The 18575-nt window shown below is 70.7% G+C and carries 16 protein-coding genes; 8 read left to right on the forward strand and 8 right to left on the reverse strand.

The genetic code is table 11. The features are described 5' to 3' along the window. The first annotated feature begins 6 nt into the window (after nucleotides 1–6). The 5 genes from Ahu01nite_RS14775 to Ahu01nite_RS14795 all read left to right on the forward strand — a co-directional run bounded on the left by Ahu01nite_RS14775 (nucleotide 7) and on the right by Ahu01nite_RS14795 (nucleotide 3861). Nucleotides 7–723, forward strand: coding sequence for a magnesium transporter (locus Ahu01nite_RS14775; RefSeq protein WP_203837078.1), 717 nt, complete (start codon nucleotides 7–9; stop codon nucleotides 721–723). Continuing rightward, nucleotides 720–1169 carry a PTS mannitol transporter subunit IIA gene (locus tag Ahu01nite_RS14780; protein ID WP_203837079.1) on the forward strand — a complete coding sequence of 150 codons (450 nt, stop codon included), beginning with the start codon at nucleotides 720–722 and terminating at the stop codon, nucleotides 1167–1169. Before Ahu01nite_RS14775 ends, Ahu01nite_RS14780 begins: the two co-directional genes overlap by 4 nt. Continuing rightward, on the forward strand, nucleotides 1166–1438 hold the full coding sequence (locus tag Ahu01nite_RS14785) for an HPr family phosphocarrier protein (RefSeq protein ID WP_203837080.1): 273 nt from the start codon (nucleotides 1166–1168) through the stop codon (nucleotides 1436–1438). The genes Ahu01nite_RS14780 and Ahu01nite_RS14785 overlap by 4 nt, the downstream gene beginning before the upstream one ends. After that, the gene (locus Ahu01nite_RS14790; protein WP_203837081.1) at nucleotides 1431–3047 is read left to right on the forward strand and encodes a putative PEP-binding protein; all 1617 of its coding nucleotides are present in this window, start codon (nucleotides 1431–1433) and stop codon (nucleotides 3045–3047) included. Before Ahu01nite_RS14785 ends, Ahu01nite_RS14790 begins: the two co-directional genes overlap by 8 nt. A gap of 88 nt (nucleotides 3048–3135) precedes the next feature. Further along, a complete protein-coding gene (locus Ahu01nite_RS14795) occupies nucleotides 3136–3861 on the forward strand; it encodes a LamG-like jellyroll fold domain-containing protein (protein WP_203837082.1) in 726 nt (241 codons plus the stop codon). Here Ahu01nite_RS14795 and Ahu01nite_RS14800 read toward each other — a convergent pair. After that, the gene (locus Ahu01nite_RS14800) at nucleotides 3848–5050 is read right to left on the reverse strand and encodes a glycoside hydrolase family 18 protein (protein WP_239158848.1); all 1203 of its coding nucleotides are present in this window, start codon (nucleotides 5048–5050) and stop codon (nucleotides 3848–3850) included. The two genes, Ahu01nite_RS14795 and Ahu01nite_RS14800, sit on opposite strands and share 14 nt — an antisense overlap. A 168-nt stretch (nucleotides 5051–5218) precedes the next feature. Here Ahu01nite_RS14800 and Ahu01nite_RS14805 point away from each other — a divergent pair, with 168 nt between their 5' ends. Beyond that, on the forward strand, nucleotides 5219–7312 hold the full coding sequence (locus Ahu01nite_RS14805; protein WP_239158849.1) for an alkaline phosphatase family protein: 2094 nt from the start codon (nucleotides 5219–5221) through the stop codon (nucleotides 7310–7312). Between the two features lie 393 nt (nucleotides 7313–7705). On the opposite strand, the gene Ahu01nite_RS14810 is transcribed toward Ahu01nite_RS14805, so the two are convergent. Continuing rightward, nucleotides 7706–8617: a helix-turn-helix domain-containing protein gene (locus tag Ahu01nite_RS14810; RefSeq protein ID WP_203837085.1), complete on the reverse strand. Its 912-nt coding sequence runs from the start codon at nucleotides 8615–8617 to the stop codon at nucleotides 7706–7708. Between the two features lie 158 nt (nucleotides 8618–8775). Beyond that, nucleotides 8776–9159 carry a VOC family protein gene (locus Ahu01nite_RS14815; RefSeq protein WP_203837086.1) on the reverse strand — a complete coding sequence of 128 codons (384 nt, stop codon included), beginning with the start codon at nucleotides 9157–9159 and terminating at the stop codon, nucleotides 8776–8778. A 53-nt stretch (nucleotides 9160–9212) separates the two neighbouring features. Here Ahu01nite_RS14815 and Ahu01nite_RS14820 point away from each other — a divergent pair, with 53 nt between their 5' ends. Then, complete coding sequence (locus Ahu01nite_RS14820) at nucleotides 9213–9965, forward strand: TetR/AcrR family transcriptional regulator C-terminal domain-containing protein (RefSeq protein ID WP_438874784.1); 753 nt, start codon at nucleotides 9213–9215, stop codon at nucleotides 9963–9965. Nucleotides 9966–9968: 3 nt separating this feature from the next. Beyond that, nucleotides 9969–13094, forward strand: a complete 3126-nt coding sequence (locus tag Ahu01nite_RS14825) for an ATP-binding protein (protein WP_203837088.1) — start codon at nucleotides 9969–9971, stop codon at nucleotides 13092–13094. Here Ahu01nite_RS14825 and Ahu01nite_RS14830 read toward each other — a convergent pair. The 5 genes from Ahu01nite_RS14830 to Ahu01nite_RS14850 form a co-directional block, all read right to left on the reverse strand. Beyond that, on the reverse strand, nucleotides 13069–13860 hold the full coding sequence (locus tag Ahu01nite_RS14830; protein ID WP_203837089.1) for an ABC transporter permease: 792 nt from the start codon (nucleotides 13858–13860) through the stop codon (nucleotides 13069–13071). The two genes, Ahu01nite_RS14825 and Ahu01nite_RS14830, sit on opposite strands and share 26 nt — an antisense overlap. Continuing rightward, on the reverse strand, nucleotides 13860–14828 hold the full coding sequence (locus Ahu01nite_RS14835) for an ATP-binding cassette domain-containing protein (protein WP_203837090.1): 969 nt from the start codon (nucleotides 14826–14828) through the stop codon (nucleotides 13860–13862). Before Ahu01nite_RS14835 ends, Ahu01nite_RS14830 begins: the two co-directional genes overlap by 1 nt. Nucleotides 14829–15391: 563 nt before the next feature. Next, nucleotides 15392–16402 (reverse strand): sporulation protein, encoded by a 1011-nt coding sequence (locus tag Ahu01nite_RS14840; RefSeq protein WP_203837091.1) that lies wholly within the window; start codon nucleotides 16400–16402, stop codon nucleotides 15392–15394. 10 nt (nucleotides 16403–16412) lie between these two features. After that, nucleotides 16413–17726, reverse strand: a complete 1314-nt coding sequence (locus Ahu01nite_RS14845; protein WP_203837092.1) for a hemolysin family protein — start codon at nucleotides 17724–17726, stop codon at nucleotides 16413–16415. Between the two features lie 39 nt (nucleotides 17727–17765). Next, nucleotides 17766–18524: a TetR/AcrR family transcriptional regulator gene (locus Ahu01nite_RS14850; protein WP_203837093.1), complete on the reverse strand. Its 759-nt coding sequence runs from the start codon at nucleotides 18522–18524 to the stop codon at nucleotides 17766–17768. Nucleotides 18525–18575: the final 51 nt, after the last annotated feature.

Raw genomic sequence — 18575 nt, forward strand, 5'->3', positions numbered from 1 at the left:
CACGTCGTGACGATGCTCCGTGCCTCTCCGCCCCAGCGCGCCGCCGGGGCGCTGCTCGCCATGCCCAAGGACCGGATCGACCGGCTCCTCGCCGTGATGGACGGCCGGATGATCGCGCGGATGCTGATCGCCACCGACCCGGCCCGGCGGCTGGCGCTGCTCGGCCATCTCGACGACACCCGCCTCGCCGCCGAGCTCGCCCTGCTCCCGGTCGTCGAGGCCGCGGCGGTGCTGGCCGTGCTCCCCATCGAACGGGCGCGCCCGCAGCTCGAACGGGGTGCGCCGGAGCACGCCGCGATGCTGCTCGACGCGATGCCCGCGGCTCAGCGGACCCGGCTCGTCGCCGTGCTCGATCCGCTACGGGATGCGGAGTTGCGCCGGGTCGCGTACGAGAAAGCGGTCATCGATGCCCTGCGTGGCACCGCCGCGACCCTGCAATGGGTGCCGGACGACCACGGCAGCAACCTGCTCGCCGGCGTCTTCCACCGGCTGTTCGGGGTCGCACTGCGGCATGTGGCCGACGGCCCGCTGCCGGCGGTCGCCGTCGCGGACGCGCACCGGGTCTTCGCGCAACGTCAGGTGCACGGGGTGCTGATCGTGACGAATGCCTTCACGACCGAGGTACCTGTACCGTCGCGGGAGCCGCCCGCTCTGGTGGTCGTCTGGGAGAGCGGCGACAATGACGGCGTGCTGGGACGTGCGCTGGTGAGGCTGGCGGGATGACGACGAACATCAGCGGTGTGCTCGAACCACGATCCGTGCGTGTGCACGAGATCGCCACCGACCGCGAGTCGGCCATCCACCGCTGCGCCGACGTCCTCGAGGAGATCGGCGCGGTGCATCCCGCCTACCGCGAGGCCATGCTGGACCGCGAGTGGGCGATGTCCACCTATGTCGGTGAGGGCGTGGCGATCCCGCACGGCCTCGACATGTCCCGTGAGCTGGTGCGCCGCGACTCGCTGGCGGTGCTGCGCTTCCCCGGCGGCGTCGACTGGGAGGGCGGCAGGGTCACCGTCTGCGTGGCGATCGCGGCCCGCGGTGACGGGCACGTCGCTCTGCTCTCCCAGCTCGCCCTGATCCTGCTCGACCCCCGCAAGGCCGAGATCCTGCGCTCGGCCACCGACCCGGAGGCGATCGTGGCCATGCTCGAGGCGGACGACGAAGAATGATCCGCACGGTTCTCCTCGCCGGACGCGCCGGTCTGCACCTGCGCGCGGCTTCCCGCATCGCCGAGGCCGCGGCCACGCTGCCGACGCAGGTCACGGTCCGCACCCTCGACCGCAAACCGGTGCCGGCCGACAGCGTGCTCTCGCTGCTCGGCCTGGGCGCGCTCTGCGGCACAGAGCTGATCCTGGAGGCGTACGGCGACGGCGCGGCCGAATCACTGGAGCGGCTCGCCGAGTTCTTCGCCGTCGACCCGGACGCCGTCGGTGCCTGATCTGCTCCGGGGGCTCGGCGCCAGTTCCGGTGCGGCGACCGGTCCTGCCTACCGCGTGGGTGATCCGCCACGGTTGCCACGCCCGCGCGCGGTCACCGACGTGGACGGCGAGCTGGCCAGGGCGTTCGCGGCCATGGACGCGGTGCACGATGACATCGGCCGCCGCGCGGCTGCCGCAGCGGATCCGACAACCGCGGAGATTCTGCGCGGACAGGCAAACCTGGTTGCTGACCGTACGCTCCGCGACGGCGTCGCCGTGGCCATCCGCGACGGTCTGGAGGCGCCGCACGCGGTGGCCGCCGTCCTCGCCGAGCACCGGGCCGCGCTGCTCGCCGTCGGGGGGCTGCTCGCCGCCCGGGCCGCCGACCTGGACGACCTGCGGGACCGGATCGTCGCGTCGTGCCTGGGCCTGCCGATGCCCGCGATGCCCGCGCCCGGCCGCCCGTACGTCCTGATCGCCGTGGACCTCGCCCCCGCCGACGTGGCCCTGCTGGACCTGTCGCAGGTGCTGGCCGTGGTCACCTCGGCCGGCAGCTTCGTGAGCCACACCGCGATCCTCGCCCGCGCCCGCGGCCTGCCGACGGTGGTGGCCTGCGGGGGAGCGCTCGACATCACCGACGGCACCGTGATCACAGTGGACGGAACCACCGGCCGGGTCACCTTCGGCAGCGTCCCGCCGGTCCCCGCGGTGACAGTGCCCACGGACAACGGCGATCCGCGCGGATCCACCGCCGACGGGCACCGCATCGCGCTGCTCGCGAACATCGGCGGCGCGGCGGAGCTGGCGGGGGCGTGTGTCGAAGGGGTCGGGCTGTTCCGCACCGAGCTGCTCTTCCAGCATCACGTCGACCCGCCCGGGCTCGACGAGCAGGTCACGGCGTACGAGCAGGTCTTCGCCGCGATGCCGGGCCGGCGCGTGGTGGTGCGCACCTTCGACGCGGGCTCCGACAAACCGCTGCCGTTCCTGTCCGCGGGCGACGAACCCAACCCGGCGCTGGGCATCCGTGGCCTGCGCGTGGTCCGCCGCCGTGCCGAGATCCTGGGCACCCAGATCGCCGCGATCGCCGCCGCGGCCCGCAGCTCGCGGGCCCGGGTCGAGGTGATGGCCCCCATGGTCACCACCGTCGCCGAGGCGGCGCAGTTCGCCGCGCTCTGCCGCGACGCGGGGCTCCCGACCGTCGGCGTGATGATCGAGGTGCCGGCCGCCGCGGTCCGCGCCGCCCAGATCCTCGGGGCCGTCGACTTCCTCAGCGTCGGCACCAACGACCTCAGCCAGTACGCGTTCGCCGCCGACCGCCGCAGCGGCGAACTCGCCGACCTGCTCGATCCGTGGCAACCGGCCCTGCTGTCACTCGTCGCGCTCTGTGCGGCGGCGGGTTCGGCAGCCGGGCGCCCGGTCGGGGTGTGCGGTGAGGCGGCGGCCGACCCGGCGTTCGCGGTGGTGCTGGCCGGGCTGGGGGTGACGAGCCTGTCGATGACGCCCGCCGCTGTTCCCCCGGTGCGGGCGGCGCTGGCGGCGTACACGTTGGAAGAGGCCCGGGTGGCAGCGCAGCAGGCCCTCGCCGCGACCGACCCGGCAGCAGCCAGGGCAGCGGTCTCCCGTCTCTAGGTGCACGCCGAGGCCGAAGTAGCCCGGCGGATCGCCGAAGCCGTCAGGTCATAAAGGGAAGATTCACTTCGCAAGTAATAATTCGGGCATGACTCTTCGTCGTGCCGTTCTTGCTGTGGCCCTCACCGGAATGGTGCTGGGCGCCGGTGCAGCGTCCGCCCGGGCCGCCACCGATGGTTTCGTCGCGCGGTACGACTTCGATGGCGGGCGGTCCGGGGCGATCGCCGACGAGTCCGGTAACGGGCACGTTCTCGGGCAGGTCAGCAGCGGTGGCGGGGCCGTGCGAGTGGTCGCGCACCGCAGTGGCCAGGCCCTGCGTTTCCCGGCGAGGTGCGGCAGGAAGGATCAGGGCACGTGCCCGCATATCGCCCTGCAGAGCCCCAGCACCGCGTCGCTCAATCCCGGCACGCGGCCGTTGTCGTTCGGCGCTTCCGTGTTGCTTGCCAAGAGCCAGACCACGAAGGGCCAGAACATCGTCCAGAAGGGTTACTCGGCGACCAGCAGCCAGTGGAAAATGCAGATCGACGGCGAGGCCGGGCAGCCGAGTTGTGTGCTCGTCGGCGCGCGGCCGGGCATAAAGATGGTGCGTAGTTCGGTGTCCGTGACCGATGGCCATTGGCACACCCTGCGATGTCTGCGCCGGGGCACGCAGTTCACCATCGTTGTCGACGGCGTGGTGCGGGGCACTCGCACGATCTCCGCGGAGCTGGCCATTACGAACGAGCTTCCGCTGAGCATCGGGGGCAAGGGCGCGTTCCGGGACAACGATCAGTTCCAGGGCATTCTGGACGACGTCTGGGTCAGGGTCGGGTGAGACCTTCGGCCATGGCGGTCAGCAGTTTCGCGTCCGCGGTGTCGCCGGACAGTTCCCAGGCGAAAGCGCCACCGAGGCCGTTGCTCCGGGCGTACGACATCTTGGTCCCGATGGTTTCCGGGGTGTCGTAGCTCCACCATTGGCCGCGGCAGAACGCATAGGCCGTGCCCGCGACCGTGCCTGTCGGTGGGCATTTCTGGCTGAGAACGGCGTAGTCCTCGATGCCTTTCTCGTAGGTGCCCCGGGCTGCGCCGGTCGCTTTACCGCCCGGTGCGGCGGCGCTGACCCCGGTCCAGCCGCGACCGTAGAAACCCACGCCGAGCAGGATCTTCCCGGCCGGAATTCCCAGGCCGCGCAGGCCTCGGACAGCGGCGTCGGTGGTCGCTGTCTCCTTCGGAATTCCCGGGTACGCGCTGAGCGGCGAATGCGGTGCAGTAGGTCCCGCGGTGTCCCCGGTGCCGAAGAAGTCATAGGTCATGGCGCTGAGCCACGTCGCCTGCGCCGCCACGCCCGCGTAATCCGTGGCGGTGATTTTCGCGAGATCCGCCGGAATGGCGGCGGTCACCAGGGCGTCCGGGCCGAGCTCGGAACGCAGTGCCGACACGATCCGGGTCAGAGCGTCCGGGCCGCTCGTGTCGCAGTTCAGACCGCACGCGTTCGGGTATTCCCAGTCGATGTCGATGCCGTCGAAGAGCCCTGCCCAGCGGGGATCGCGGAGCACTTTCGCGCACGAGGCGGCGAACTTCGCGGGGTCCCTGGCCACGGCCGGGAAACCGCCGGAACCGTTCCACCCGCCGAACGACCACAGCACGCGTAGCTGAGGGTGGCGCGCCTTGAGCTTGCGTAGCTGCCCGAAATTGCCGCGCAGGGCATTGCCCGACAGGTCGGCGGTGCCGTCCACGCTGTCGGCGGCGGCGATCGGCTTCTCGTAGTCGGCCCACGTGTCTCTCGGCGTACAGGTGCCATCCTTGACCTGGCCGAACGCGTACAGCAGATGGGTGAGGCTCTTCGCCGCACCGCTGGCCTCGACGTTGCGGACCTGGAAGTTGCGGCCGTAGACACCCCAGTCGGTGAAGTAGCCCACCACTCGCGTTTCCACTGGGACGGCCGTTACGGGCTTCGCGGGCCCGGGGGACGAGCATCCGGCGAGCAGCAGGGCGATGACGGCAACAACGGGTCTGACCCGCACGCGGACCTCCGGGCCTTCGGTGGAATCCGAAGCTACCGGCAGGGCAAGGTGAGAAGTTCCCGGGTAATCCGAACGATGGATGTCAGTAATACGACGCTTCACCTGGTGCGGGAGTGTCCTTCACTACGTAGCGAGCGCAGGTGGGCCCGGCTGTGCGATCGTTTTCCGGTGGTCGTACAAACCCGGGGCAGCCGCACGGACGAGTGGCGCGCGCTGTTCGCCTGGCCGCGGGTTCTCGACCGGGTCAAGGCTGTGCTCCGCAACGGCATCATCACGTTTCTCGTCCTGACTTTCACGCTGTGGCTGATGCCCGGCGTGCGCAGCACCGACGTCCTCGACACGATCGGTCTCGTGCTGCTGGTCGCCGGGGTCGGCGCGGTTCTGCGGCCCCTGCTGCTGTTCGGCGTCACCGCGCTGGGCGGCTGGGGCGCGATGCTGCTCGGCGTGACCGCCCAGGTCATCGTGATGGCGGTTGCCCTGGAGCTCGACCCGTCGAAACGGCTCAGTGGCTGGCCCACCGTCGGTGTCGCCGCCCTGCTCGCCGTGATCGGTGCCGCGATCCTCGACTGGATGGTCGACAGCGGCACCGAGGACACGTTCATCAAGGAAGCCAAGCGGCTGATGCGTGGCATCCGGCGCCGTCAGGCCCGTCAGGCCGGCGCGCGGCTGCTCACCTTCCGGCGCCCGGCCCCCGGCACCGAGCCGGGGCTGCTCATGGTCCAGCTCGACGGGGTCAGCGAGCCGGTGCTGCGCTGGGCGGTCCGGGCCGGCAACCTGCCCACGCTCGGGCACTGGCTGCGCTCAGGCACGCACACCATGCGCGGCTGGCACACCGGCATCCCGTCGACGACGCCCGCTTCGCAGGCCGGCATCCTGCACGGCGCCTCCCGGCAGATCCCCGGCTTCCGCTGGTTCGAGAAGGAGACCGGCAGGCTGATGGTTTCCAACCGGCCCCGGGACGCCGCGCAGATCCAGCCGCGGCTCTCCGACGGGCGGGGGCTACTGCGCGACGGCGGTGTCAGCATCGGCAACGCGTTCTCCGGCGACGCCGCGATCAACCTGCTGACGGTCAGCCACGCGGCCCTGCCCGGGCGTTCGGCCCGGGGCTGGGCGGCGTTCATGGCCAGCCCGTTCGGCTTCACCCGCGCGCTTGTGCTGGGTGTCGGCGAGGTGATGACCGAGCTCTACCAGGCCCGCCTGCAGCGGCGGCGCAACCTGCAACCGCGGGTCAGCCGCTCGGGGGCTTTCCTGGCGCTGCGCCCGGCCTCGATGCTGCTGCGCGACGTGAACATCTCCCTGATCGCCGAGCAGATGGCCCGTGGCGCCCCGGCCGTCTACTGCGATCTGGTCGACTATGACGAGGTCGCGCATCACGCCGGGCCCGCGCGCCCGGAATCGATGCGGCAGCTGGAGAGCCTCGACCGGATGCTCGGGGTGCTCGAACGGCTCGGCCCGGAGGCGGCCCGGGCGTACAAGATCGTGGTGCTCTCCGATCACGGGCAGAGCCAGGGCGCCACGTTCCGGCAGCGGCACGGCGAGACCCTGGACCAGGCGGTCGAGCGCTTCTCGGCGCCCGACCCGGCCGACGCTCCGAAAAGCGCGGCCGAGGACGAGGCGACCGCGGAGCCGGATTTCCCGCCCTCGCCGGTCGCGCCGTTGCTGGTGGTCTCCTCGGGCAACCTCGCGCTGCTATACCTCACCCGCTACAAGGAGCGCCTCGACAAGGCCCGGATCGACAAGGCATACCCGCAGCTCGTCTCAGGCCTCGCCGGTCACCCCGGCGTGGGGCTGGTCGTCGTCCGCGAGGAGGGTTACCCGGTCGCCTACGGTCCGGCGGGGCGGCGTCGGCTCACCGACGGCGAGGTGGAGGGCATCGACCCCCTGCTTCCGTACGGTGACCACGCCCGCGCCGACCTGCTGCGCCACCAGGAGGCCGCCCACGTCGGCGACCTCGTGCTGATCAGCAGCGTCGACCCGGTGACCAGCGAGGTCGCGGCGTTCGAGGAGCTGGTCGGCTCGCACGGCGGCATCGGCGGCTGGCAGACCGACGCGATGCTCGTGCACCCCGCCGAGTGGCCGATCACCCACGCGGAGCTGATCGGCCCCGACGCCGTGCACCGCCAGCTCGTCGAGTGGCTGGACCTGCTGGGCCTGCGCACACAGACAGCCCGCGAGGACGAGCTCACCGCCGACAGAGCCGACCTACTCGAAACCGACCGGCAAGAGGGCACGCTCGACGCGTCTTTCCTGCAGCCGGGATAGTTGAACGGCATGTGCGTTTTATCCGCTTTGTCCGAAGTTTTGTCCTGACTGCCCTCCTCACCGCCGCACTCGTCGTCGGCACCACGGCCCCGGCCCTGGCAGCCGGATGACCTGGGGGCGGCAAGACGTACCCGACCCTGACCGGCTGGTCCTCGCAGTCCACGCCGCGAGGCTGAATGTTGCGCCGGACGCCGAGAACGACAACTTTCTGCGGCGTTACTCGTCAAATCCGGCCAATCGCGTCTGACAGCAGAACACATGTTTCTCGCCCAGACACGATTGGCCCACGCTTGACACCTGAAGCCGCAGAAGGTTGCGGAACAGTCGATTTCGGCGCAACTTCCTGCCCCGCGCGAGACGGAGGCTGGGCCCGGCGCAGGCTGCCGTGATCCGTCAGATGCGCCCTGAGCCCACGGGCTGGACGATCTCGGTTTCCCAGGTCGCCGGGTCGGGGTGCTCCCCGGGATCGGTCAGATACGTCTCCCAGGGCGCTCCCGCCGCGGATAGTCCCTGGTCACGCAACCACTTCTCGATCTCCTGGTAGGACCCGGCCAGACCCTCGTAGGGTCCTCGATGGACGGCCACCGCCGCCCGGCCGGCGGGGACGCTCAGCGCCTCGATCCCGTCGCTGAGCGTCGTCGACGGGAGCTCGGCGACCGTCACGCCGCCCTCGATGACGAGAGACCCCATCCCCACCTCGGGATATCGGGCGAACGGCGGCCCGGTGATGGCCAGCCCGTGCTGCTGGGCGTAGCCGAACACCGCGGGAAGGCACTCGGCGAGCGCACCCGCGATCTCGTCCCGGGTGACCCGGCGACGCAGCACGAGGGCGTGGAAGGCGGGCACGTCACGAACCGAGATCTGCAGCGGCACTGCGGGTTTCCTCTCGCTGAGGCGTAGGTGGTAAAGGCTGACGCAGGGCGCCGCCGAGCTCACCGCCGAGGCGTGCACTGCGGCAACACGTCGGCCGGCGACGTGCAGCCCGCGGGCGCGGTAACGCATCGGGCTGAGACCGAGGTGGCGGGTGAAGGCCCGGGTGAATACCTCGTGGCTGGCGAAGCCGTGGCGGGCGGCGACCGCCGACACCCGACGGTCGCCGGACACCAGCTCGGCCGCGGCGCGGGTCAGCCGGACCCGCGTCGTGTACGCCTTCGGCGTCTCGCCCACCGCCCGCCGGAACCGCCGATGCAGATCAAACCGGGACCGACGCGCCCACGCCGCCAGCACAGGCAGCGAGACATCCCCGCTCAGCCGGCCGTTGACAGCGGCGAGCAGGCGAAGCAACTCCCTGGTTCCCGACGACACGAGGCGACCGTACCCCCCAACCGGCACCATGATTTGACGATTCTTGCGCGCATGTGCCACAGGTCCTGCACGAGCCGGGGCGGTGGCGCGCTGGAAACCGCCCTGTACTCACCGGCGGGCGAATTCTGCGAGGTGCAGAACTCGCCGTCCTGAGCGGATCACGCGGCGCCGTTCCAGTCGACGAGCTGGACGATGACGCCGTTGGGGTCGCGGACCTGGAAGGCTCGCTCGCCCCATTCCTCGGTGGTCAGCGGCATGGTGATCGTGACGCCCTCGTCCTGCAGCCGGGCAAGCTCGCCCTCCAGGTCGTCGACCACGAAGGCGAGGATCAGCCCCTTCGCGTGGTCGTCGCGCTGGTCGGCGGGCAGGGTCGCCAGGCCGCGGCGCAGAAAGACGACGCTCAGGCCGGCGTCGTCGCGGGTCAGGGAGGCGAAGCCGTCGGCGGCCATCTGCTCGTGAAAGCCGAAGTGCCGTTTTAGGAAGTCGGTGGAGGCTGCTACGTCGTCGACGTTCAGGGACACGGCGGAAGCGGTGATGTTCACGTCGTACAGTGTACAGAGTTAGGCAAGGGCAGAATGTGGGCGTGCCCACGGAGATGACAAATGGCGGCGACCCCGCGCGGACGCTCGCGCTGCTCTGGCGTGACGAGGGGGCGATTCCCCGGCGGGGGCCGCGGCGAGGGCTGAGCCTGGACCAGGTTGTGGACGCCGCGATCGCCGTGGCAGATGCCGAGGGGCTGGCGGTGCTGTCGATCCGGCGGGTCGCGCAGGCGCTGGACACGTCGCCGATGACCCTTTACACCCATGTTCCGGGCAAGGCCGAACTGCTCGACCTCATGATCGATTCGGCGTACGCCCGGATGCCCCGGACCGGCACCGCGGGACGGCCGTGGCGAGAAAAGCTGACGGCGGTGGCCGCGGACAACCGCACGCTGTTTCGCGACCACCCGTGGACCATCGCCGTCTCCACGCAGCGGCCGGCGCTCGGGCCCGGCGCGCTCGGCAAGTACGAGCATGAGCTGTCCGCACTCGACGGCCTCGGGCTGACCGATGTGCAGATGGACGACTGCCTGACCTACCTGCTGCTGTTCGTGCATGCCGCCGCCCGCACCGAGCACGAGGCCCGCGTCGCCCGGGAAGCCACCGCGATGACCGACGAGCAGTGGTGGGCCGCCGCCGGGCCGGTGCTCGGCCGGCTGGTTGGTCCCGGCGAGTTTCCGCTGGCCAGCAGGGTCGGGGCAGCGGCTGGGGCGGCGCACGGCAGCGCGTACGACCCCGAGCATGTTTATGAGTTCGGACTCGGGCGCGTCCTCGACGGCGTGGCTCTGGTGCTGCCCCGACATACTTGACGGGTGCGGATCACGACGCTCGGGCCGTTGGCCGTCGACGGGCAGCCGGTGCGGGGCGAGCGGCTGGCCGTCGTGGTGCGCGAGCTGGTCGGGGCGCGGGGGCGGCCGGTTTCCGCCGGGGCGCTCGCCGAGGCCGTCTGGCACGGCGATCCGCCCGAGGACGCCGCCGGGGCTGTGCAGGCTCTCGTGTCGCGGGTGCGTCGTCTGGGCGTACCCGTAAATGCTGTTGCCGGTGGTTATCGGGTGCCGGCCGACCAGGTCGAGACCGACGTCGTCGCCGCCCGGATGCTCGCCGATCGGGCCCGTGACGCGCTGAACGGCGGTGATCCGGCGGCTGCGCGCAAGGACGCCGACGAGGCGCGGGCCTTGTTCCCGCCGGTTCCCGATCTGGTGGATGCCGAGGTGGCACGTCTTTTCGGCGACGTCGCCGCCGTGCGTGCTCAGGCCGCGCTGGCCGGGGCGGGTGCACCCGACGAGGACGATCTGCGGCGGCTCGTCATGCGGACACCGCCCGACGAGCCCGCCGCCGCGCTGCTGGTCCGGGTGCTGGCCGCGCAGAGCCGCGACGCCGAGGCGCTCGAGGTCGTCGAGCGGCTGCGTGCCGAGCTGGCCGACCGGTACGGCACCGATCCCTCGCAGGTCATCACGGATGTGCACCTCGCGCTGCTACGCGGCGAGCTGGCCCCGGGATCCGCGACGAGACTCAAGCCGAAGACGAAAGCCATGCCCGCGTCGTGGCGACGGTCCGGCACCACGCTCGTCGGGCGCGAACGCGACCTCGTGACGGTTGTCGAAGGGCTCGCCGAAGCCCCGCTCGTGACCGTGGTGGCGACCGGGGGCGCGGGTAAGACCCGGCTTGCGGCCGAGGTGTCGAGGCGGGCCGAGGGGGCTGTCCGGGTCATCGAGCTGGCCGGTGTGCGTACCCCCGGAGAGGTTCTTCCGGCCGTGCTCGCCGCCCTGGGCGGGGCGGAGACGACCTCGACCATCACCCTGGAACGCCGGGTCCTGACCCCGCCGGAACGGCTGCGCGCGGTCGCTCCGGACCTCGACGGGCTGATCGTCTTCGACAACTGTGAGCACGTGCTCGACGCGGCCGCGACCGTGGTCGCCGATCTGATCGCCGCCGCGCCGGAGGTCGCCGTGCTGGCCACCAGCCGGGCGCCGCTGGGCCTCGCCGGGGAGATCGTGCACCGGCTCACGGCACTCCCCGACGAGCAGGCCCTTGACCTGCTTCAACGCCGCGCGCGGGCCGGGGGCGCGGTGCCCACCTGGGACGACGAGCGGGCCCTGCGGCTCTGTCACCGGCTCGACAATCTGCCGCTCGCGCTGGAGCTCGCCGCCGCTCGACTGCGGTACATGCCGATCGACGACGTCCTGTCCGGCCTGGGCGACCGGTTCGCGTTGCTGGACGACGCGCTGCGCGGGTTGCCGGAACGACACGCGAGCCTGTGGGCGATGGTCGACTGGAGCCGCGAGCTGCTGGCGCCCGCCGACCAGGAGCTGATGCAGCGCCTCGCCGTCATCCCCGCACCCTTCACCGCGGCGACGGCCGCGTCCGTGGCCGGGCGTCCCGACGTACGCCGTGGCCTCGCCGCCCTCGTCGAGCAGTCCCTGCTGGTGCTGGAGGACGGGGACGGCGGGCCGCCGCGTTACCGGATGCTGGAGACGGTCCGCGAATACGGCGAGGCCCGGCTCGGCGACCGCAACCCGGCGATGGACGGGCTGGTGGCGTGGGCCCGCACGGTCTCGGTCGAGCTGGCCGGGCGGTTCATCGGGCCGCACCAGCTCGACGCGTTCGCCACCGCGTCCCGCGAGCTGGAAAACCTGGCCGGCGCGCTGCGCTGGACGATGGCCCACGACGACACCGCGGCCATGGTCGACGTCGCCGCCGCGGTCCTGCACCTGTGGACGGTCCGCGGGCTGCACCTCGAGGTGTCGGCGCTGGGCCGGACGATGCTGCACATCGACGAACCCGCGAACCGCCGGCGCATCCTCGACGCCGACCCGCTGCCCGACGCCGACCGGCTCGCCTGGGTCTGCCTGCTGATCACCATCAACTCCGGGATCACCGGGCCACCGCGGCTCGCGGCGCTGTCGGCACGGGTCCTGCGCGCCCTGATGGCCACCCGGGCGGCCGAGGTGTCCGCCCGCAACACCGCGCTGGCCGACGTGCTGCCCATGTTCCACAATTTCGAGTCCCCGCAGAGCCGGGCCGGCGTGGAACGGATGATCGCGAGCGACGACCGGTACGTACGCGCGCTCGGCCTGTTCGCCCGGGCCGCGTTCCAGGAGAATTCCGGCCTGCTCGCGGAGGGCCTGGCGAACGCCGAAGCGGCGTACGCCGACTTCGAGGAGGTCGGCGATCACTGGGGCATGGCGATGGCAGCGCAGGTGGTGGGCAACTCGGTGATCACCCGCGACGCCGGTCGCTCGGTCGAGTGGCTGGCCCGCGGCGTGCGCAACATGGACCTCGTCGGCGCGGCCCAGGACGCCCGGTCGCTGCGGGTGGTGCTCGACGCCCAGCTGGCACTGGGTGGCGACGCCGACGCCGAGCAGCGGTTGCGGGACATCGCGTCGTCCGGTCTGGCCGAGGCCTGGGACGAGGCACAGGCCTATCTGGGGCTCGCCCACCTCGCCTGGCAGCGCCAGAGCTGGGGTGAGGTGCTGCGCTATGCCGACGCCATCACCAGGGTGGAGCCGAGTCACGACACCCGGGGGCCGCTGCCCGAGCAGTCGGTCGGCCTGCGGATCGCGGCCGCGGTGCTCTACCTCTCGGTCACGGCCGTTCATCCCACGCCGGGCGCGGCCACCACCGCGAAATCCCTGCTGGCCTGGACCCAGGAGGAGGCGCTCGCCTCGCACGACGCCCAGATGATCGGGGCGTGGGCCGTCGGCGGTGCCGTCCTCGCGGCGCACAACGGCGACGAGCGGACAGCACGCGAGCTGTGGTCACTGGGCATGCGGAGCGGGGCCAACATCACCAGCCTCTTCCCGCCGGGGGAGACGATGCGGCTGGCGGCGGCCCTCGAGAACGAGGACCACCGCCGGAACACCAGGCCGGACAACATCTCCGCCCGCATCCGCGAGCTCATGACAGACCTGGTCAGACCTTCTTCCGGTACGCCCTGAGCGCCAACGGCATGAACACCACCACGAACCCGGCGCACCAGGCGAGCGTCCACCAGATGTGATTGCCGATCGGCGTGCCCAGGAACAACCCGCGCATCGCACCCACGAGGTGGGTCAACGGGTTCACCTTCACGAACGCCTGCATCCAGCCCGGCAGGGTCGTCGGCGAGACGAACACGCTCGACGCGAAGCTCAGCGGCAGGATCAGGGCGAACATCATGCCCTGGACCGCTCCGGGCGTACGCACCTTCATGCCCACGAACACCGGCATCCAGCTCAGGCACAGGGCGAACAGCACCGCCAGCGCACACCCGGCGAGCGCCTCGAAGAAGTTCGTGGTGACCCGGAACCCGAGGATGTAACCGAACCCGACCGTGACCGCGGTGACGATCACGTAGCGGACGATGTCACCGAGCACCGCCCCCAGCAGCGGCGCCGCCCGGGGAATCGGCAACGAACGGAACCGGTCGAAGATGCCCTTCTCCATGTCCGTGTTCAGGTTGACCCCGATCGAGATGCACCCCGTCGCGATCGTCTGCGCCAGGATGCCGGGGAGCAGGAACTGCAGGTAGTCGTGGGTGTTGCCGCTGATCGCGCCGCCGAAGATGTACACGAACAGGACCAGGAACAGCACGGGCTGCAGGGTTACGTCGATGAGGGCTTCGGGCGTACGCCACGTCTTGATCAGACTGCGTTTCGCCAGGGCGAACGAGTGCCGCACCAGTCGGAGCGGCCGCGGGCTGGGGGCAATGGCGAGCGAGACCATCAGACCGCCACCTCTTCCTTCTTGGTGTTGCTCTTGGGGCCCGTGAGGGTGAAGAACACCTCGTCCAGGCTGGGCAGGTGCAGCGACAGCTCGGTCACCGGGATCTTCGCGGCGGCGAGCCAGGACACGGCCTCGGTCATCGCCGAGTCGTCGGCAACCGGCACGGCCAGCACACCGCGGCGGATCTCATCGGCCTTCGTCCCCGACGAGACCTTGGTGAGGATCTCCGCCGCGCGCGGCAGGTCCCCGGGCTCGGCGGGCCGCACCTCCAGCGTCAGCCCGCCGACCACCCGCTTCAGCCCCTCGGGGGTGTCATGGGCGATCACCCGGCCGTGGTCGATCACGGTGATCTCGTCGGCCAGCGCGTCGGCCTCCTCGAGGTACTGCGTGGTGAGCAGCACGGTCGACCCGTTTGAGACGAGCTGCCGGACCACGTCCCACATGTCCTCACGCTTGCTCGGGTCCAGCCCGGTCGTCGGCTCGTCCAGGAAGATCACGTCAGGCGACCCGACCAGGCTCGCGGCCAGGTCGAGGCGTCGCCGCATGCCACCGGAATACGTCTTCGCCACCCGGTTCGCCGCGTCGGACAGGTCGAACCACTCGAGCAGTTCGGTGGCCCGCTTGCGCGACCCCGCCCGCCCCAGCTCCAGCAGCGTCCCGAACAGCTCGAGGTTCTGCCGGCCGGTGAGATCCTCGTCCACGGACGCGTACTGCCCGGTCAGCCCGATCTTCTGGCGCACCTTCTCGGCGTCGCGCACCACGTCGTACCCGGCGATCCTGGCACTGCCCGCATCCGGCGTCAGCAGCGTCGAAAGAATCCGGACGACGGTGGTCTTACCGGCGCCGTTGGGCCCGAGAACACCCAGCACCGTGCCACGCCGCACCGCGAGATCGACGCCTTGTAGCGCCTTTGTCGCCCCAAAATGCTTCTGAAGCCCGACGGCCTCGATAATCAACTCCGATGTCATGCCAGTGAGCCTGCACCCACCCGCTGACACGCCACCGACATTCCACCGACACGGCCTGACATCCCGGCCGCACCGGGAGATCGCTCAGGTCAGTCGCACCTGTCGAACGTCGCGCCCTGGAACATCTTCTCCAGGTCGTCCCGGGTGATCGCCGTCCGGTCCGCGGCGCATCCCGCGACGCCACATCCTGCTTCGACGCCTGGACCTGCAGGGGCGCGACCGTCTGCTTCGCATCCTCGCCGAACCCGAGCGTGGCCGTGCCCCCGTCGAGGTTCACGTACTTCAACGGCAGATCGCCGGCGACGGCCGGGAAGTGCATCGGCACCTCGACGTCCGCCGGTGCCGCGATTCCATCGGTACGGCGAATCGGCGGCTGCGCGTACCGTCAGCTGGCCCGGCCCGCGAGGGTGCGTGCTGCTCGAAACGGGAGGTGCGGAGTCAGCCCGCAGCCGGACCACCGTAACGCCCTCACAAGCTGATCTGCTGCGCGCGCCACCGCATGTTCATGTCCACGGGAAACCCCCCGCGGATCACGTCCGCAGGGGGTTCGCCGAAGCTGAGGATCACTCCTCGTCGCCGCCGCCTTCGTCATCGTCGAAGACCTCGTCCATGACCTCGCCCGCGAGGTAGCCGGCCGCCATGCCGCCGGCCACGCCCGCGACGACACCGCCCATGCCCGAGCCGCCATGACCGTGACCGCCGCCGTGGCCATAGCCGCCGCCGTGACCGCCATAGGCCGGCTGCCCATAACCGGGAGCGCCATAACCGGGCTGAGAGCCGTAACCCGGGGCGAAGCTGCGGTACTGGTTGAGGGCCTGGCTGACCCAGCCGTCGACGACCTGGGCCCAGTCGGCCGAGTCGGCGTCGCTGTGGGGGACGGTGTAACGGCCGTAGGAGTCGTGGCCGCCGCTGAACATGCCGCCGCGCTTGTCGAACTCGAGGATGACCTCGACGGCCTGCGGGTTGGTGACGAAGGTCAGCTCGACCTCGTTGATGCCCTGCGCGTACTGCGGGGCTGGGAAGTATTCGATTTCCTGGTAGAACGGCAGGGTCTGGTGGACGCCGCTGATCTGGCCGTATTCGAGGTCGGCGTGCTTGAACCGGAAGCCGAGCCGGGCGAAGGCATCGAGGATGCGCTCCTGGACCGGCAGCGGGTGCACGGCCACGGCGTCGAGGTCACCCTTGTCGACGGCTTTGGCGATGGACACCTCGGTGCGTACGCCCATGGTCATGCCGTGCAGGTGCTGGCCGTAGACCGCGGTGATCGGGGTTTCCCAGGGCATCACGATCTGGAACGGCAGCGAGAGGCGCTGACCTTCGGCGAGTCGCATCGGGCCGCTGACCCCGACGCGGTGGAATTCGCCGTTCGCGGCGTAGTCGCCGCCGCCCCCCTCGACCTCGACGCGGGTGACCAGCCCCAGCGTGATGTGCTCGATGTCGACGTCATGGTTGCCGCCGACCAGGTTCACGTGGCCCACCAGGGGCGCACCGGGCCGCGTGTTCATGTCGGTCAGCACGGTGTCGACACTCGGTCCGCCCACACCGAAGGCGCCCAGCATCTTCTTGAAGCCCACGAACTTCCCCCTACACAGGACTGTCAGGTCGGGCAGAAGCTAACAAGTCCGGCTGAGTGGTTGCTGAGAGTGCGCGGAGCCGTACCCCTGTGATGGCACGGCCTGTGACCTCGGTGACCTCGGCGATGTGCCCGTCCAGGGTGGCCGTCTCGCCGGGCTCTTCGGGGATGTGTCCGAGGAGCGACAGCATGAGACCGGCCACTGTGGTGTATCCGGTGCTGAGGCCCTCGGTGCCGACGCCGATGTCCGACAGGTCGTGGATCGGGAACGTGCCGGGCAGCAGCATCGCGCCGTCCTCCTCGTGGATCACGCCGCGCACGTCGGCGTCGGTCTCGTCGTAGATCTCGCCGACGACCTCCTCGACGAGGTCCTCCATCGTCACGATCCCGCCGACCGTGCCGTGCTCGTCCACCACGAGCGCGAGCTGTTGCCGCTGCAGCCTCATCTCGCGCATCGCGCCGGCGATCTTCACGGTCCCGGGCAGGAAGAGCGCCTCATATACGTACGCGATGACGGGCCCTTCCGCCCCCACCAGATCCCGCAGATGCACCACGCCGAGCACATCGTCCAGCCCCAGCGGCCCGGTGACCGGCGCTCGCGAGTGACCGGCCTCGACCATCCGCTTGAGCGCGTCGTCCGCGCGCAGCACCGCGGGGAGCATGAACACGTCACGCCGCGGCACGAAGATCTCCCGTAGCGTCCGATCGTCGATCTCGAAGGCGCCGCTGATGATCGTGCGCTGCTCGGCGGAGAAGTCCTCCTGCCCAGCGACGATCTCGCGGATCTCCTCGGTGGTGACCTCGTCGCGGCCGGCGTTCGGGTCGCCGCCGGCCAGCCGTACCACGGCGTCCCCAGCCTTGCCGAGCAGCCACACCGCGGGCCGGGTGATGGTGGCGAGCACGTCGAGCGGCCGGGCCACGGCCAGCGCCCAGCCCTCGGTGCGCTGCATGGCGATGCGTTTCGGGGCGAGCTCGCCGACCACCAGGGTGAAGAACGTCAGCACCATGGTGACGAGGAAGATCGCGGCGGGCGAGGCGAGCGCGCCGAGGAAGCCGAGCGGTTCGATCAGCGGCTTGGCGAGCGATACGGCCGCGGCCGCCGAGGCCAGGAAGCCGGCGAGGGTGATGCCGATCTGGATCGTGGCCAGGAACCGGTTGGGGTCACGGGCGAGTTTGGCCAGCGTGGCCCCGGTCTTGGTCTCGCGTTCGAGCCGTTGCAGCTGACTCTCGCGCAACGAGACCAGCGCCATCTCGCTGCCGGCGAAGACCGCGTTGAGCAGAACCAGCACTACGACGAGCGCGATCTGCCCTGTATATCCACCCATCCCCGGCACATACCCACCCGGCGATGGGCGGACACCCGCTCAGGACTGTGTGAGGCGTTCGAGCCAGCGGTCGAGCAAAGCGGTTTCGACCGGTTCCAGCGCGTCGGTGCCGGAGATCGCCAGCTGGGACCGCAGCTGCATCGCCACTGGTCTCACCCGTGAGTCGTCTTTCACCTGTGAGTCGTCCTCCTGTCTTGATGAAGAGGACAGCTGGCTCGGTGAAGAGGACAGCTGGCTCGGTGAGGAGGACAGCACCGAGGCGAAGACCGCGTCGCGCATGCGGTGCGAGAGGCCGGGGTCGGCGAAGAGGGAGGGCTGCGCGATCAGGCTGAGTGCGAGCCCCACGTTCGCCGGAAGGATGAGTTGGGCGGCGAGCGGCGGGGCGATCCGCAGCGCGCCGACCGCTGAGCAGCGCAGCAGGTTGGCCTCCAGCAGCTCCATGATCTTGCCGCGGGCCTGCGCGTGCGAGCGCGGGCGCGGGGCGAACATCAGCTGGTAGAGCGCCGGGTTGTCGCGGGCGAACGCCATGTGGTCGTCCCAGCCGGCCCGCAGATCTGCCACCGGGTCACCGGTCTGCGGCATCCGGGCCTTCTGCTCGGCGTAACGGCGTAGCCCGTCGTCGGCGAGCGCGTCCAGCAGACCGTTCTTGTCGCCGAACAGCCGGTAGAGCACGGGCTGGGTGACGCCGACCGCCTCGCACACCGCCCGGGTGGCGATGTCGCCGTCCTTGGAGACCACGAGCTGCTGCTCGGCTGCGGCGATCATCGCGGCGCGCAGGTCGGGGGTGATCGTCGTCATGAATCAATGCTACGCCAAACCTGTATCGGTGCTAAGGCGGTCGTGCTACAT

Origin of the sequence: Winogradskya humida (assembly GCF_016862215.1) — a bacterium.
Taxonomy (GTDB): domain Bacteria; phylum Actinomycetota; class Actinomycetes; order Mycobacteriales; family Micromonosporaceae; genus Actinoplanes; species Actinoplanes humidus.